Origin of the sequence: Xanthomonas sp. GW, assembly GCF_014236815.1 — a bacterium.
In the GTDB taxonomy this organism is placed as follows: Bacteria; Pseudomonadota; Gammaproteobacteria; order Xanthomonadales; family Xanthomonadaceae; genus Xanthomonas_A.
The window spans coordinates 4117195-4132371 of record NZ_CP051189.1; the positions used below are offsets into that span (position 1 = coordinate 4117195).

Annotated in this window: 10 protein-coding genes and 1 riboswitch; of the genes, 4 read left to right on the plus strand and 6 right to left on the minus strand. The window is 67.7% G+C overall.

Annotation, left to right across the window (positions count from 1 at the left end; all coding sequences use genetic code 11):
• Positions 1 to 161: 161 nt before the first annotated feature.
• From HEP73_RS17810 to ppc, 4 genes are all read right to left on the minus strand, one after another.
• The gene (locus HEP73_RS17810; protein WP_185820953.1) at positions 162 to 2102 is read right to left on the minus strand and encodes an esterase/lipase family protein; all 1941 of its coding nucleotides are present in this window, start codon (positions 2100 to 2102) and stop codon (positions 162 to 164) included.
• The gene (locus tag HEP73_RS17815) at positions 2102 to 3190 is read right to left on the minus strand and encodes an Lnb N-terminal periplasmic domain-containing protein (RefSeq protein WP_255423545.1); all 1089 of its coding nucleotides are present in this window, start codon (positions 3188 to 3190) and stop codon (positions 2102 to 2104) included. The genes HEP73_RS17810 and HEP73_RS17815 overlap by 1 nt, the downstream gene beginning before the upstream one ends.
• Positions 3187 to 3753 (minus strand): TetR/AcrR family transcriptional regulator, encoded by a 567-nt coding sequence (locus tag HEP73_RS17820; protein ID WP_185820954.1) that lies wholly within the window; start codon positions 3751 to 3753, stop codon positions 3187 to 3189. The genes HEP73_RS17815 and HEP73_RS17820 overlap by 4 nt, the downstream gene beginning before the upstream one ends.
• A gap of 115 nt (positions 3754 to 3868) precedes the next feature.
• Complete coding sequence (gene ppc / locus HEP73_RS17825; RefSeq protein WP_185820955.1) at positions 3869 to 6586, minus strand: phosphoenolpyruvate carboxylase; 2718 nt, start codon at positions 6584 to 6586, stop codon at positions 3869 to 3871.
• 346 nt (positions 6587 to 6932) lie between these two features.
• Positions 6933 to 7032: riboswitch (S-adenosyl-L-homocysteine riboswitch) on the plus strand.
• Between the two features lie 35 nt (positions 7033 to 7067).
• Between ppc and ahcY the strand changes: the two genes are divergently transcribed.
• The 3 genes from ahcY to HEP73_RS17840 all read left to right on the plus strand — a co-directional run bounded on the left by ahcY (position 7068) and on the right by HEP73_RS17840 (position 9839).
• Positions 7068 to 8513 carry an adenosylhomocysteinase gene (ahcY, locus tag HEP73_RS17830; protein WP_185820956.1) on the plus strand — a complete coding sequence of 482 codons (1446 nt, stop codon included), beginning with the start codon at positions 7068 to 7070 and terminating at the stop codon, positions 8511 to 8513.
• 395 nt (positions 8514 to 8908) lie between these two features.
• The gene (locus HEP73_RS17835; protein WP_185820957.1) at positions 8909 to 9193 is read left to right on the plus strand and encodes a hypothetical protein; all 285 of its coding nucleotides are present in this window, start codon (positions 8909 to 8911) and stop codon (positions 9191 to 9193) included.
• Positions 9194 to 9284: 91 nt separating this feature from the next.
• Positions 9285 to 9839 carry a transglycosylase domain-containing protein gene (locus HEP73_RS17840; protein ID WP_185820958.1) on the plus strand — a complete coding sequence of 185 codons (555 nt, stop codon included), beginning with the start codon at positions 9285 to 9287 and terminating at the stop codon, positions 9837 to 9839.
• A gap of 330 nt (positions 9840 to 10169) precedes the next feature.
• Here the strand turns inward: HEP73_RS17840 and HEP73_RS17845 are convergent, their stop codons facing one another.
• A complete protein-coding gene (locus tag HEP73_RS17845) occupies positions 10170 to 13025 on the minus strand; it encodes a TonB-dependent receptor (protein WP_255423546.1) in 2856 nt (951 codons plus the stop codon).
• Between the two features lie 149 nt (positions 13026 to 13174).
• Between HEP73_RS17845 and HEP73_RS17850 the strand changes: the two genes are divergently transcribed.
• Entirely contained in the window at positions 13175 to 13954 is a 780-nt protein-coding gene (locus tag HEP73_RS17850) for a DeoR/GlpR family DNA-binding transcription regulator (RefSeq protein ID WP_185820959.1), read from the plus strand.
• 7 nt (positions 13955 to 13961) lie between these two features.
• Here HEP73_RS17850 and HEP73_RS17855 read toward each other — a convergent pair whose 3' ends face one another.
• On the minus strand, positions 13962 to 15092 hold the full coding sequence (locus HEP73_RS17855) for an amidohydrolase family protein (RefSeq protein WP_185820960.1): 1131 nt from the start codon (positions 15090 to 15092) through the stop codon (positions 13962 to 13964).
• Positions 15093 to 15177 lie beyond the last annotated feature (85 nt).

The following is a 15177-nucleotide window of genomic DNA, read 5'->3' on the forward strand; positions in this document are numbered from 1 at the left end:
CTTCAGCCGCGACGAACGAAGCGGCGGGCCTGACGGCGATGGAGGCTGTCGCGGCTGAAGCCGCTCCTACAATGCACCCGGACAGTCGCGACGCGCTCTACCGGTAGTGCGCGTCGCGACTGAAGTCGCTCCCACAAGGAGGCGCATCGGCTCCGACGGCATCACTCCGATGCGATCTGCGCATGCAGGATGCGGCGGATCTCCAGGATCGCCTGCGGCGTCTCCTGCACGCTGTGCCCGGAGGTGATCACCAGTTCCGATTCGGCGCCATCCAGATGCGCGCTGCGGTACGGCACCACCCCGTCGTTGGCGTCGGCCAACGGCAGCGCCGGATCGCGCCGGGCGATGATCGAGTTGTAGCGCACGGCTGGCGAAATCGGCAGCTCGGCGGCCGCACGCACGAACGGATCGGTATCGCGCAGGTTGTCGATGCCGTTGGGCAGGCGCTGCGGCGCGCCGTCCTGGTCGGCCATGTCCTGCATCACTTCGGTGAAACGCTGCAGCAAGGTCACCGGCAGGCGGATCAGTCCGCCGACCAGACGGCCGATGCGGCCCTCGGCGAACGAGGTGCCGCGGTGCGGCGCGGCGATGAAGATGGCGCGGTCCACCTGCGGCAGCGGCGCGAAGCGCAACAGCGGCTGCAGGCGCTCGCGGATCCGCGCGCCGCGTTCGCCGCTCAGATCGCGGCCGGCGAGCAAGTCGTTCCAGATGCGCTCGCCGGAGTTGCTGACCAGCAGCCGCGCGATCACTCCGCCCATGCTGTGGCCGATCAGCACCATGTGCCGCGAGGCCGGCGCCTGCCCCTGCGGATCGAAATCGTGCAGGGTCTGCTGCAGCAAGGTTTCGATCTGCGCGCGGTTCCAGGCGATCGGCATGTTGGTCGGGTAGTAGACCTGCCAGATCTGGTAGTGGCGGCGCAGTTGCTCGTCGCCCATGATCTCGTTGGCGACGTTGACCCAGGCTTCGGGGCTGCTGGCCAGGCCGTGCAGCATCAGCACGATGCGCCGGTTCGGGTCGTAGGGCTGCATCAGGTACAGGTGCGGCTGCTCGATGCCGTGTTCGCGCCCCAGCATCGAGCGCAACGACTGCTTGGCGAACCCCGAACGCGCCAGCCACAGGCCGTAGGCGGCAGTGAAATTGGCCGCCAGCGGCAGCCGCTGGCCGTGCACCACGACCTCATTGTCGCGATATGGATCGTAGGGCGCGATCACCACGCTGCGCGTGTCCAGCACCTGCGCCAGGCTGTCGCCTTCGAAGCGCAGCAGCACGGTGGTCGGCGCGTACGACAGTTCGCTGTAGCCGGCGGTGTCGGCGACCGCTTGCCCTGGCTTCGCGACAGCCATGATCGCGGTCGGATCGCCGACCTGCGCCGGCGACACTTCCGCCACCAGTTCGGCGCCGAAGCCATCGCGGCGATAGGTGCTGCGCAGGCCGTCGAAGCGCAACGAGGCCGCGGGCACCATCGCATTCGGCCGCGCCACTCCGCCCGGCAGGCGGAAACTGTCCAGCTGCGCGCGCACCTGCCAGCCGGCGGCGGCCAGCGTGTCGTCGTCGCGCAATTCGCCGCTGGCGCTGCGCGCGCGCCAACGTTCGAACAGCGCTCCGGCCACGTGCTGCACCGCGTAGTTGTAGTAGTCGCGCACCTGCGTCTGCCGGTCTTCGAAGGCGCGCGCGCTGGCCGGGCGTTCGGTATAGAACAGGTAGGCATAGGCGTAGCGCGCGGTTTCCAGCCATGCCTGCAAGGCCGCATCGTCGAGCGCGACGGTCCCCTTCGGCGTACGCGTCGTCGCCACACGCAACCACAGCTCCGACAAGGTCGCCAGGCGGCGTTCCTCGTCCAATCCCTGCACCGTGCGCAGTTGCGCGGCGCAGACGGGGATGTCGGCCTCGCAGGGCTTGCGCTCGATCGCGACCACGCGCAGCGTTTCCTGGCTGGCGTCGCTGAGTTCGCCGGTGCTGAGCACGTCGCCACGCTTGGTGGCGATGTAATCGCCGGCCGCGCGCGACTGCACGGTGACCATGGCGCAACCGGACCCGGCGAGCAGGCCCACGGCCAGCAGCGCACGCGCCGCCAGCTGCCGCATCGCGTATGCCGCGCGCATCAGCGGGGTACTCCGGACGGTTCTTCGCCGGGGATGCCTTCGCGGATACGCTGCGAAAAATCGGCGCCGGTGCCGGCCTGGCGCGCGCGCTCGCCGATGCGCCCGCGCGCCTGCAGCGTGGCCAGCGCGTAGCCAGGCACGAAGCCGTGCTGCGCGTACACGTACGACGGCAGGTAGCCGGACAGCAACAAGCGGTAGTCCAGCGGCAGTTGCGGTTCGAACTTGCGCACCAGCTCGAACACGATGGTGGTGCAGTTGCTGGTGGCGGTGTTATAGAACTTCGGCGTGCGCTGCAGCTGCTGCGCGCGCGCCACGTAGCCCATGAACAGCTGGCGCAGCTGCGCGCGCGGAATGTTCAGCCGGTACAGGTAGACGTCTTCGCCGCGCACGTTGCTGCGCACCGCGAGGATGTCGCGCTCGTCGGCGGCGATCATCGCCTGTTCGAAATTGCGGAAGAACCCGGCCAGCGCGGAGAACGATTCGCCGCGTTCCCTGCGGATCTCCAGCGAGAACACCACCCGGCGGCCGTCGTCGAAGCCGAACGAGACCAGGGTGTGGGCGATCGCCGGGCCCATCCAGTAGGACAGCGCCAGGTCCGCCGAGACCAGCCGGTCCAGGTCGTACTGGCGGGTTTCCCAGCGCGGCGTGTAGTCGCTGTCGCTGCGCCAAGCGAAATTGCGCACGTTGTGCAGGGTGACGAGGTGGCCATCGACCTGCGGCTGCAGCGGCTGCGCCACGTCGTCGGCCCAGTCGCGGTTCTGCTCGGGCAGCAACTGCGACCAGCCGAACACCAGGCCGGCGCAGGCGACGGCGAAGATCCACGGCAGCACGCGGTACTCGCGCGGATGGCGCAGGCCCCACAGTGCGGCGCCGCCCATCGCCAGCCACAGCAGCGCCGAGGCGTAGCGCACCAGAGTGCCGGTATGCGGCAGGTAGGCCAGGAACAGCCCGCCCCAGACGCTGGCCAGCACGATCGCCAGCGCCGCCGCAGCGCGCGCCAGGCGTGCCGGCCAGCGCCGTTGCGGGGCGTTGCGCGCGGCGATCGCGGCGGCAGCGCGTCCCTGCCCTCGCCCGCGACGCAGGCTCATAGCGTCGCCGCCGCCGCGGGCGTGGCCAGCGCATGGCACAGCAGCCGGCAACCGCGCAGCGCCAGCGCCTTGCGTTCGGTCTCGTCGCTGCCGCGCTGGCAGGCGCCGAGCATGTCCATCAACAAACTGAGGTCGTCGCCGTCCAGGCCCGGGCGGCACAGGCCGGCATCGGTGGCCCGCTGCAGGAACGGCAGCAAGATCGCCATCAGCCGCGCATGCGCCACTTCGATCTGCGGATGGTCGCGCGGCATCGAGCGCCAATAGTCGGCCAGCGGCGCGGACATCGCGATGTGTTCGGCGACATCGCGCAGCAGCAGGAACAGGCCGTCGGGGCGCTCGCCGATATCGCGCGCACAGCATTCCAGCCCGTCCAGGGCGCGCTGCAGGAGCGCGATCATCAGGTCGGTGCGGTCGGCGAAATTGCGGTACAGCGTGGCCCGGCCCAAGCCGGAGCGCTCGACCACCAACTCCAGCGGCGCCAGCACGCCGTGCTCGCAGAACACTTCGTCGGCCGCGTCGAGCAGCAGGCGGCGGCGTTGGGCGGCATCGGGTCGCATCTCCATGCCGCAGATTATCGGACAATTTTGTCCGCTTGCAAGCGCCGCGTTGGCCGGACCGCGTCCGGCACCCCCGACAACGCTGCGGCAAGCGCCGTTGCGGGGGCCCGCGCGGCGACCGTCAGCCGGTGTTCTGCACGCCCTGCGAAACGCCGTTGACGCAGGCCACCAACGCCCGCAGCAGGTCCTCGTCCTCGCCGTCGGTGGCCCGCCAGCGCTGCAGCAGGTCCACCTGCAACACGCTGATCGGATCGATGTAGGGATTGCGCAGGCGGATCGACAACGCCAGCCGCGGGTCGTGCTGCAGCAGCGACGCCTGCCCGGTCAGCGTCTTCACCCAGCCCTTGGTCAGCGCGAGTTCGTCGCGGATGCGCGGGAAGAAGCGCTCGTGCAGCGGCCCGGCCAGGCGCGAGAACATCTCGGCGATGTTGAGGTCGCCCTTGGACAGCACCATGGCGATGTCGTCGAGGAAGGTGCGGAAGAACGGCCAGTCGGCGGCCATCTCGCGCAGCGTGTCCTCATGGCCCGCCTCCACCGCCGCGCGCAGGCCGCTGCCGACGCCGTACCAGCCCGGGATCACCGCACGCGCCTGGCTCCACGCGAACACCCACGGGATCGCGCGCAGGTTGTCCAGCGCCGCGTCCTGGCCCAGCCGCCGCGACGGCCGCGAGCCCAGGGTCATCCGTTCGATCACGTCGATCGGCGTGGCCAGGCGGAAATAGCGCATGAAGTCGGCATCGCCGACGAAGCTGCGGTAGGCGCGGGTGCTGTGCTCGGCGACGATGTCCATCACCGGCCGCCATGCCTCTTCGCGCGCGTCCGCCGCGCGTGGACGCATGCTCGACAGCAGCACCGCGCCGGTCATCTGCTCCAGCGAACGCAGCGCCAGCGCGCGGATGCCGTACTTGCGGTGGATCACCTCGCCCTGCTCGGTCACCCGCAGGCGGCCATCGACGCTGCCGCGCGGCGCCGCTTCCAGCGCGCGCGTGGTCTTGCCGCCGCCGCGCACGATCGAACCGCCGCGGCCATGGAAGAAGGTCAGGCGGATGCCGAGGTCGGCGGCCGCATCCAGCAGTTCCACCTGCGCGCGTTGCAGGCCCCAGCGCGAAGCGGCGATGCCGCCGTCCTTGCCGCTGTCCGAATAGCCGAGCATCACCATCTGCACGTCGTTGCGCGCAGCCAGGTGGCGGCGGTACACCGGGTCGGCGAGCAGGTCGCGCAGCGTGTCGGTGCCGCCGCGCAGGTCGTCCACGGTCTCGAACAGCGGCACGATGTCCAGCGGCACTGCGCCTTGCGCATCGACCAGGCCGCCGCGCCGCGCCAGGGCGAGCACGGTCAGCACGTCGGCGCGGTTGTGCGCCATGCTGATGATGTAGCTGCCCAGCGCATCGGCGCCGTGGCGCGCGCGCGCATCGGCGAGCGCGGCGAACACCGCGTCCAGGCGCGCGTTGCCGGCATCCTCGGGCGCTGCGGGCAGGGTCTGCTCGCCGCCGGCATAGGCGCCGAGCACGCTGGCGCGGTCCTGCGCCGAACGCGCATCCCAATCGTCCTCGCCCAGCGCCGCGGCGACCGCGCGCGCATGCACGCTGGACTCCTGGCGCACGTCCAGCCGCGCCAGGTGGAAGCCGAAGCTGCGCACGCGCCACAGCAGCCGGCGCACCGCGAACCAGCCGGCGTGCAGGCCCTTGTTGGCCTGCAGGCTGTCGAGGATCAACTGCAGGTCCTGCTCCAGCTCGGCCGGTGCGGCATAGGCGCCCGGCGCGTCGTCCAGCGTCGCTTGCAGGCGCGCGCGCATCAGATCGTTGAGCAGCCGGTACGGCATGTCGGCATGGCGCGGCCGCGAGTGCGCCGCGGCCTCGGGCAGCAGCTGCCGGTAGCGTTTCAGCTGCGCCAACAGCGCATCGCTGACCGCCACCAGCGTGGTCGATTGGCTGAGCAGGCTGGCCAGCTGCCACAGTTCCTTCAGATAACGGTCCAGCACCGCGCGGCGTTGCGCGTCGAGCGTGGCGGTGATGGTGCCGGCATCCACGTTCGGATTGCCGTCCATGTCGCCGCCGACCCAGGTGCCGAAACGCAGCAACCGCGGCAGCGGCACCGGCTCGCCATAGGTTTCTTCGATCGCGTGCTCCAGGGTCTCGTACATCACAGGGATCACCCGGTACAGCACCTGGGTCAGGTAGAAGCCGACATGCTCGCGCTCGTCTTCCACCGTCGGCCGCACCGGCGAGGAATCGGCGGTCTGCCACGAGGCGGTCAGCGCCATGCGGAAACGCGCCGCATCGGTGGCGCGCTCGCCAGGGGTGCGCATGCCGTCGAGGTTGTCGACCAGGCTGGCGACCATCAGCTGTTCTTTCTCCAGCAACGCGCGGCGCACCGCCTCGGTCGGGTGCGCGGTGAACACCGGCTCCACGTCGATGCGCGGCAGCCATTCGCCCAGTTCCTGCGCGCTCACCCCCTGCGCCTTGAGCCGGCGCAGCGCATCGTGCAGGCCGTCCGGCTGCGGCGTATCGGCGCTGTTGCGCTGGTAGTCGCGGCGGCGGCGGATACGGTGCACGCGCTCGGCGATGTTGACCACCTGGAAGTAGGTGCTGAACGCGCGTACCAGCGCCTCGGCGTCGCGCGGCGTGCGGCCGTACAGCTGCTCGCTCAGCGACGACGGCGGTGCATCGCTCTCGCGGCGCGCGATCGCGGTGGTGCGGACGGTTTCGATCTCGTCGAGGAACTCCGCAGACACCTGCTCGGCGAGCAGGTCGCCGACCAGCGCCCCCAGTCGGCGCACGTCGTCGCGCAAGGGGATATCGGGCGTGGCAAACACGATGCTGCTGCGGTACTCGTTCATCGGAAACGCATGGCTCGGCTGTGGGGGCGCCGCAAGACTAACCCAAAAGTATTAGTCCCTCGCCCGGTGTGGTAACGGTTTCATAGCGAACCATCGCCCCGCCATGCAAGGTCACCAGGACTGGTGGGAGCGACTTCGGTCGCGACGACGCCAAGCCAGAAGCCTCGCGACTGAAGCCGCCCTGCAGATGCCAGGCATCCTCGGCAACGCAGGCCGCTTGGCTGCCCGGCCGAAGGGCGAGACCCCGGTGCCGGGCCGTCGCTGGACGACCGGCGTGCGCCGCGTCCCAGGCCGCAGCGCCCCCATTCAAGCACCTCACATCGCAGCCGCTATAATTGGTTATCCCTCCGCCGAGGGGCGCTGCGACCGTGTCGATGCGGGGCTTTCCGCCTGCAGACCCGGCCAGGCTCGGCGGCAGGCTTGAGCGACAACGGCGCCCGGACCTTCGCGAGTTTTCTCGCCATTGACCGGAGCATGACCGATGAACGCTGTACGCAAGAGCTTTTCCACCGAGGGCGACTACAAGGTCGCCGACATCTCCCTGGCCGATTGGGGCCGCAAGGAGCTGGACATCGCCGAGCACGAGATGCCGGGCCTGATGTCGATCCGCCGCCAGTACGCCGCCGCCAAGCCGCTGGCCGGCGTGCGCGTGACCGGCTCGCTGCACATGACCATCCAGACCGCGGTGCTGATCGAGACGCTGAAGGACATCGGCGCCGACGTGCGCTGGGCCTCGTGCAACATCTTCTCCACCCAGGACCACGCCGCCGCGGCGATCGCGGTCACCGGCACCCCCGTGTTCGCCTGGAAGGGCGAGAGCCTGGAGGAATACTGGGACTGCACCCTCGACGCGCTGACCTTCACCCTGGCCGACGGCACCCAGACCGGCCCGGAGCTGGTGGTGGACGACGGCGGCGACGTCACCCTGCTGATCCACAAGGGCTACGAGCTGGAGAACGGCTCCAAGTGGGTGGACGAACCCTCCTCCTCGCACGAAGAGCAGGTGATCAAGGACCTGCTCAAGCGCGTGGCGGTCGAGCGCCCCGGCTACTGGACCCGCGTGGTCAAGGACTGGAAGGGCGTGTCCGAAGAGACCACCACCGGCGTGCACCGCCTGTACCAGCTGGCCGAGGCCGGCACCCTGCTGGTGCCGTCGATCAACGTCAACGACTCGGTGACCAAGAGCAAGTTCGACAACCTGTACGGCTGCCGCGAGTCGCTGGCCGACGGCCTCAAGCGCGCGATGGACGTGATGCTGGCCGGCAAGGTCGCCGTGGTCTGCGGCTACGGCGACGTCGGCAAGGGCTCGGCGCACAGCCTGCGCGCCTACGGCGCCCGCGTCATCGTCACCGAGATCGATCCGATCTGCGCGCTGCAGGCGGCGATGGAAGGCTTCGAGGTCAACACCGTCGAAGACAGCCTGGGCCAGGCCGACATCTACGTCACCACCACCGGCAACAAGGACATCATCCGCATCGAGCACCTGACGCAGATGAAAGACCAGGCCATCGTCTGCAACATCGGCCACTTCGACAACGAGATCCAGGTCGAGGCGCTGTACAAGTACCCCGGCGTGCAGAAGATCAACATCAAGCCGCAGGTGGACAAGTTCGTGTTCCCGAACGGCAACGCGATCTTCCTGCTGGCCGAAGGCCGCCTGGTCAACCTGGGCTGCGCCACCGGCCACCCCAGCTTCGTGATGTCCAACAGCTTCGCCAACCAGACCCTGGCGCAGATCGACCTGTGGCAGAACAAGGACAGCTACGAGAAGCAGGTCTACCGCCTGCCGAAGAAGCTGGACGAGGAAGTGGCGCGTCTGCACCTGGAAAAGATCGGCGTGAAGCTGACCACGCTCAGCGACGACCAGGCCGCCTACCTCGGCGTCTCGGTCGACGGTCCGTACAAGCCGGAGCATTACCGGTACTGAGTGGTCGGCGGGTTTGTCCGCCGGACGCGAAGAGCTGAGAGAACGGGCGTCGAAAGGCGCCCGTTTTTTGTTGGTAACCAGGGCGACCTAGAGACATCCGACCATGAAGCAGACGACGAGCTCCACCGACCAGTGGTCGCTTGTGCTTCATGGAGGCGAGCGATAGCATCGCCCCGCATACATCCATGGATAGGACCGTCATGATCAGACGCGGAAGCGATGCAGACAGAGCGTCGCGATGGCCTGAAGGTCTACTCAGTCCTTCACCCATGCGCATCCCCAACAGCAATCGACGACCAGCGCTCATGACGTGGTCATTGCCATGCCTCGTCATGCTTCTGCTTTCGCTAGGCTGCGCCAGGAACCTGCAGCACAAACAACTGACGGATATTCCATTGGCCGAGAAACCCGCCATTCCGTCGACCGAGTCCGCATGCAAGGCAGCCGGGCAATTCTGGTCGGAGCAGGGCTTGCCCGGCAGTCCGAAATCCTGCGCGGTGAAGACGACCGATGCATTCAAGATATGCACCGACAGCCTGCACTGCCAGGGAAGCTGCCTGGTCGCGAAAAACCTGCCGTTGGGTGCCAAAGCGATCGGCAGTTGCTCGGAATGGGTAGCAAACTTCAGCTGCTACAAATACATCGAAGATGGACGGGTGCGCATGCTCTGCGCGGATTGAGCAGGCAGCGTAACCCCCCTGCTCTGCGGTCAAAACCGCCCATGCAAGCCAGGTGCCCTCAACCCGGTACGGGTCCGATGAGTGACATCCCATGAAACGCATCGCAGCCTCGGCATTAACCGCAGTCACGGCGCTCTTGCTGATTGCGATTGCCGCATTCGCCTGCTACGACATGGTGGCGTTCCAGCCGCGCCGAGCGGAGATCCAGGCGCTCCTCAAGCGCGCTCCAGCGCAGGATCGTAATCCGCCGGTACTGATTCGCCGCTATATCCTTGCGTCGCACCAAGCCGACTATCCGCCTACCGCGGCCGTCGCCCGCATGCTGCTGGCGCGCCTGGATGTACCGCGCGATGGAGGCATGCTCGCCTGGCATGCGCGCACGGTGCTCTGGGATCGACTGGTCTGGCTGCACCTGTCGCAGGACGAGATCGTGGCGCTATACACCACCTTGTCCTACAACGGCTCGGGCCTTGGCCTCAGCCAGCTGTCGCAGCGGCTGTACGCGAAACCGTTGAGTGCGCTGTCCGAGCCCGAAGCGGCCACGGTCGTTGCGATTCTCTGGTCGCCGAGCTTCTACCTGAGCGACAGGTCTCGCCTGGATCGGCGACGGGACCTCTTGATGGCAAGAGTACGGGCTGCACGTTGACGATACGCTCGTCACACGGCATGGCCGGCTCCGCTCAGGCGCCCGCTTTATTTCGGAAAGAGATTTCTCTAATCGATGGATGCGCCCATTGAATTGACACCACCATATTGAGTTGGCAACTCTGACTACCTGACACCAAGCGGAAAGGGCTCATGTTGAAACCTCGCCGGCTGCTCGGCCTTGATCGTTGCGAGTGCCAGCTAAAGAGGGAACGCTTGAGCGTGTCCAGCAATGCGCTTGGGGCCGTACCCTCACCCCAACCCCTCTCCCGGTGGGAGAGGGGCTAAGGCATGGTCCTCTGGGCGGATGCTTAGAGCCGCAGACTGATGCTCAGAACCGCAGGCTCAGGCCCAGGGTGAAGGCGCGGCCGTAGCGGTTGTAGCCCTGCGACAGCAGCGGGTTGCCGTTGATGCTGTAGGTCTGCTCGTCGTCCAGCAGGTTCTGGCCTTCCAGGCTGAGGCTCAGCATGTCGTTGACTTCGTAGGACACGTGCGCGGTCAGCCAGGTGATCTTGTCGGCCTGTTCGTTGTAGCCGGCGCCCAGCACGTTGACCGCGGTGACGAAACCGTCGGTGTGGTCGGCGGTGGCGCCGATCGACCACGGCCCCTTTTCGTACATCACCCCGAGCGAGTACACCGCCGGCGCGATGCCTTCCAGCGGGCGCTCCTCGCCGTTGACCCAGCTGCGCGACCAGTTGCGGGTGTACTGCGCGCGGAAGCCCAGGCCGTTGTCCCAGAAATGCTGCAGGCCGGCCTCGATGCCGCGGACCTTGGCGTAGTCGCCGTTGATCGGCCGCATCACGTTGAACAGGTGACCCGGTACGCCGATGTCCTGGTTCGGCTCCCAGCTGGTGGTGATCTGGTTTTCGATGCGCTTGTAGAACACCGCCACGTTGGCGATGGACTGCTCGGCGAAATACCACTCCAGCGACAGGTCGCCCTGCTTGGCGCTGTAGGGCTTGAGGTTGACGTTGCCGCCGTAGATCTGGGTGAACTCGCCCCAGGACACGCTGGCGGTGGTGTTGGTCGGCGCCAGCTTGTCCACCGAGGGGCGCGCCATGGTCTTGGCCGCGCCCGCGCGCAGCAGCAGGTCGTCGCTGAAGCGCCAGGTGAAGTTGCCCGACGGCAGCACGAAGGTGTAGTCGCCGTCCTGCACGATCGCGGTTGGCTCGGCGTATTCGGCGGTGTAGTTGAACGCGCCGTTCTCGGTGATGCTGAGGATCTTCGCGTCCCAGGCCTGCGCGCGGGTGCGGGTCTTGACCAGGCGTACACCGACATCGGCGTTCCAGCGCTCGCCGGACAGGTCGGCCTGCACGTAGAAGGCGTTGGTCTTCTCCTCGACCCGGTAGCTTTCCAGCGGATTCCACTGCGGCGCGGCCAGCGCGTAGTCGTAGGTGCTGCCGTCCTGGCGCGGATTGCCGTCGTAGGCCCGCAACTGCGCAAGATAGTTGGGCACGTCGAAGGCCAGGAACGTGCGCGGGAACGTGGAGCCCACCTTATCCATGAAATGCGGCAGGGCGAAGGTGTGATCGAGCACATTGCCGCCCAGCGCGCCGACATTGATCGCGTTGTCGCCGGAATAGTAGTCGGCGCCGCCGTTGAGGGTATTGTTGATCAGGTCGCGGCGCTTGCTGCGCTCGGTGCGGGTCACTCCGAAATGCAGGTTGTCCACGCCCCACTGACCGACGTACAGCTTGCCGCCGAGGGTGCCGCCGGTGATCTCGTCGGCGATGTTGTCGCCGCGCAGTTCCATGTAGTGCGTGTTGAAGTCGGCGTCGGTGAACTGGCCGTTGGCCAGGCCGGTGGCGAGGTCGCGGCCGTCGTCGAAACTGGCGGTGACATTGGGCACGGCATTGCGGCCCAGGGTGATGCGGGTGGTGTTGGGCTGGTTCATGCGCAGCACCACGTAGGTGTCCTGGCCGCCGGAATAGCGCTTGGAGGTGGAGCGGTACAGGTCGCCGGTCAGGGTCAGGCTGTCGCTGGCCTTCCATTGCCCGTTGATGCCGTACAGGTCGGTGTCGACCACCCGGTGTTCGGTCTGGTTGAGGATCTCCGGGTTCATGCGCAGCTCCGGATCCGGGTTGTCCAGGGTGAGGCCGGTGACGATGCCGTTCTGCACGGTGATGTCGGACCAGCGCCCCGGCGCGAACAACGGGTAGTACGACTGCTGGTAGGACACCTGCGGCGAATCGAGGCGGGTCTTGAGTCCGTCGACGACGATGCGCACGTCGTCGTTCGGCCGCCACTCGAACTTGCCGGAGAAGGCGCGGCGCTTCTTGTCCTCCAGGATCGAGCCGACGCGGAACTGGCCCGGCGCGATCAGCCCGTATTCGTCTGGATCCAGCTGGCCGTTGCCGTTGGGATCGATATTGCCGCCCCAGGCGTTGCCGCCCCAGCTCGGGTCGCTCGGGTCGGGATTGCGGGTCCAGCCGCCGTCGTTGCCGGCGATGTCGGTGCGGTCCTTGCGCTCGGCGTAGACCACGCCCAGCAGCACGCCGAACGTGTCGTCGAGAAAAGTGTTGCTGTAGGCCGCCGACAGCTTGCGGCCGTTGAGTTCGGACATCTGGTTGCGGTCGCCTTCGGCGCGGACGATCGCGTGCTGGCCCTTCTGGTCGAACGGGCTGGCTGAGCGCAGGTTGATCAGGCCACCGATGGCGCCTTCGGTCAGCACCGATTGCGCGCCCTTGACCACGTCGGCGCCGCTGATCACGTCGGCCGGCAGCACGTCGTAGGCGAAATCGCGCCCGGCGCCGTCGGTGGCCAGGATGCGGCCGTTGAAGGTGGTGAGCGTGTATTCCGGCCCCAGCCCGCGCACGCTGACCTTCTGCCCTTCGCCGCCGGCGGTGCGGGTGATGGACACGCCGGTGATGTGGCCGAGCGAATCGGCCACGTTGTCGTCCGGGAAGCGGCCCAGCTCCAGCGCGCTGATCGAATCCTGCACCGTCGCCGCGTCGCGCTTGAGTTCGGTGGAACGCGCCAGGGCGGCGCGCACGCCGGTGACCTGGATCGTCTCCAGGTCGACCGGATTCTGGCTTGCCTCGGCATTGCTGGTGGTGGCGCTGCCCGGCGCCGGCTGCGCCTGCGGCGAGACCGGTACGGCGTCCTGGGACCAGGCCGTGGCCGGCATCAGCAGGGCAAGGGCGATGGCATGGAACAGGCTGTGGCGATGCGGACGAACGGCGTTCACGGGCGGTCTCCTGGGCTGGCGGGCGTAGGACGGCGGTGCGGGGGCCAGATGAAAAGCAACGAAACCGAGCCTATATCAGGTTTCGTTTTGTATCAATAGCGAAATGTAACGAACTGTCGCATACTCTGGACCGTTTGCAAGGAGCCCCCATGTCCGTCACCCGCGACACCAGCCAACGCCGCCTCCAGATCAGCGAATTGGTCCGCCAGCACGGCAGCGTGCAGGTGTCCGCCCTGGCGCAGCAGTTCGGGGTGAGCCTGCAGACCGTGCGCAAGGATCTGCGCTACCTGGCCGAACGCGGGGTCATGGCGCGCGCCTACGGCGGCGGCATCGACAGCAGCGCGGTCAACGCCGTGCCGGCCGAACCGCATTACGACGCCAAGCGCACCGTGCACCTGGAAGAAAAGCGCCGCATCGGCCGGCGCGCGGCGGCGATGGTGCAGCCGGGCAACACCATCGCCATCGATTCGGGCACCACCGCGATCCAGCTGGCCGAAGCGTTGCCGGACATCGACGTGACCGTGGTCACCAACGACTTCGGCGTGCTGACCGCGCTCAGCCCCAAGACCCACATCAACCTGGTGATGCTGGGCGGCGAACTGCGGCGCAAGAACATGGCCTTCTATGGCGGGCTGACGGTCGAAGCGCTGGACGCGCTGCACGTGGACCTGCTGTTCCTGGGCGTGGACGGCTTCGACCTGGAACGTGGCATCACCACCCACTACGAGCCCGAGGCGATGCTCAACCGCAAGATGGTGGAGGCCGCGCGCGCGGTCATCGCCATCACCGACAGTTCCAAGTTCGGCAAGATCTGCCTGCACCGGATCATCCCGGTGTCGGAGCTGGACGCGCTGATCACCGACACCGGCGCGCCGGAAGACGTCGCCCAGGCCTGCCAGGCGCTGGGCGTGGACCTGCTGCGCGCCTGATCGCGGGCTATCGCGCAGCGGTCTTGGCCGCGGCGAATTCGCGCACCGCATTGCGGTAGTAGATCTTGTCGATCACCGCGCGCGGCAGCGCCAGGCCGCGCACGTCGGCCTCCAGCACGGCGACGCGCTGGCTCTCGCCGGTGGCCAGATAGCGCCAGTCCGATTGCCACACGCCGTGCGCTTCGGCACGGAACTGCGCAGGATCGGCGCCCGGCGCGTAGGTCAGGTCGGTGCCGTACAGCAGGCGGTCCTGGTAGCGGACGAAGAAGTCGCGCACCTTGGCCCGGTCGCGGTTGGACTGGTACTGCACCTGGCTCATGCGCGCGGCCAGGTCGACCGTGGCGTTGGGAAAGCGGTCCAGGAACTGCGCCAGCCGATCGACGTCGTATTCGAGGCTGGCCATGTGCGCGCCGACCACCCGCAACTGCGGATGCGCGCCGACGAAGCGGTCGCGCGCGGCCATCAGCGCGGCATGCGAGGGCATCTCCGGGTGCAGGTACATGTGGTACTGCGGATGCTTGGCGAAATACTCGCGGTCGTTGTTGGTGGTCATCTGCTGCAGCGGCAGCCAGCAGTTGTAGGGCTCGCCCTGGTGCGCGATCAGCGGCACGCCCAGTGCGCGGATGTGCTCGGCGACCGGCGCCAGGCCGGGATCGTCGAGCATGATCAGCCTGCCCTGCGCGTCCTTCTCCACCATGCCGATGTTCTTCCACACCTTCACCGCGCGCGCGCCTTCGCGCACCGCCTGGTCGAGGCCGGCCTCGACGCGCTCGCGCCAGCCGGGCCTGGCATAGCCGCGCATCGAGAACGTCGCCGCCCAATGGAAGCGCGCCGGATCGGCCTTGGCCAGGAGCAGCGCATCGCGGTGCTGCCGCTCGATGCTGGGGAAATCCGGATAGTCGACGTTGATCGAAAGCAGTTCGAAGTTGTCGGCGCGCGCCTGCTCCAGGAAGGCGCGGTCGGCACGGTTGGCATGGACATGCGCGTCGTACTTGCGGACCTTGGCGAAATCGGCAATCGCATAGGGCGCGTCGGCCGTGTTGGCGCGCTTCGCGTCGGATTGCGCATGCGCTGCCGGCGCGCCGCCCAGCAGGGCGATGGCCAGCGGAACGCCGAACAGGATCAGGACGGTCTTCATCACTCCACCTCGCGTCATCGAAACAATTAGCAACATAACGAAACAAAACGCTTGCATCAATCGCCGGGCCGCGCGCAGAATGCCG

What these genes read in the sequence shown, in the direction of transcription:
- HEP73_RS17850 (WP_185820959.1), top strand. Translation starts at nt 13,175, where the DNA reads ATGTCCGTCACCCGCGACACCAGCCAACGCCGCCTCCAGATCAGCGAA.
- HEP73_RS17820 (WP_185820954.1), bottom strand. Translation starts at nt 3,753, where the DNA reads ATGGAGATGCGACCCGATGCCGCCCAACGCCGCCGCCTGCTGCTCGAC.
- ppc (WP_185820955.1), bottom strand. Translation starts at nt 6,586, where the DNA reads ATGAACGAGTACCGCAGCAGCATCGTGTTTGCCACGCCCGATATCCCC.
- ahcY (WP_185820956.1), top strand. Translation starts at nt 7,068, where the DNA reads ATGAACGCTGTACGCAAGAGCTTTTCCACCGAGGGCGACTACAAGGTC.
- HEP73_RS17810 (WP_185820953.1), bottom strand. Translation starts at nt 2,102, where the DNA reads ATGCGCGCGGCATACGCGATGCGGCAGCTGGCGGCGCGTGCGCTGCTG.
- HEP73_RS17815 (WP_255423545.1), bottom strand. Translation starts at nt 3,190, where the DNA reads ATGAGCCTGCGTCGCGGGCGAGGGCAGGGACGCGCTGCCGCCGCGATC.
- HEP73_RS17855 (WP_185820960.1), bottom strand. Translation starts at nt 15,092, where the DNA reads ATGAAGACCGTCCTGATCCTGTTCGGCGTTCCGCTGGCCATCGCCCTG.
- HEP73_RS17840 (WP_185820958.1), top strand. Translation starts at nt 9,285, where the DNA reads ATGAAACGCATCGCAGCCTCGGCATTAACCGCAGTCACGGCGCTCTTG.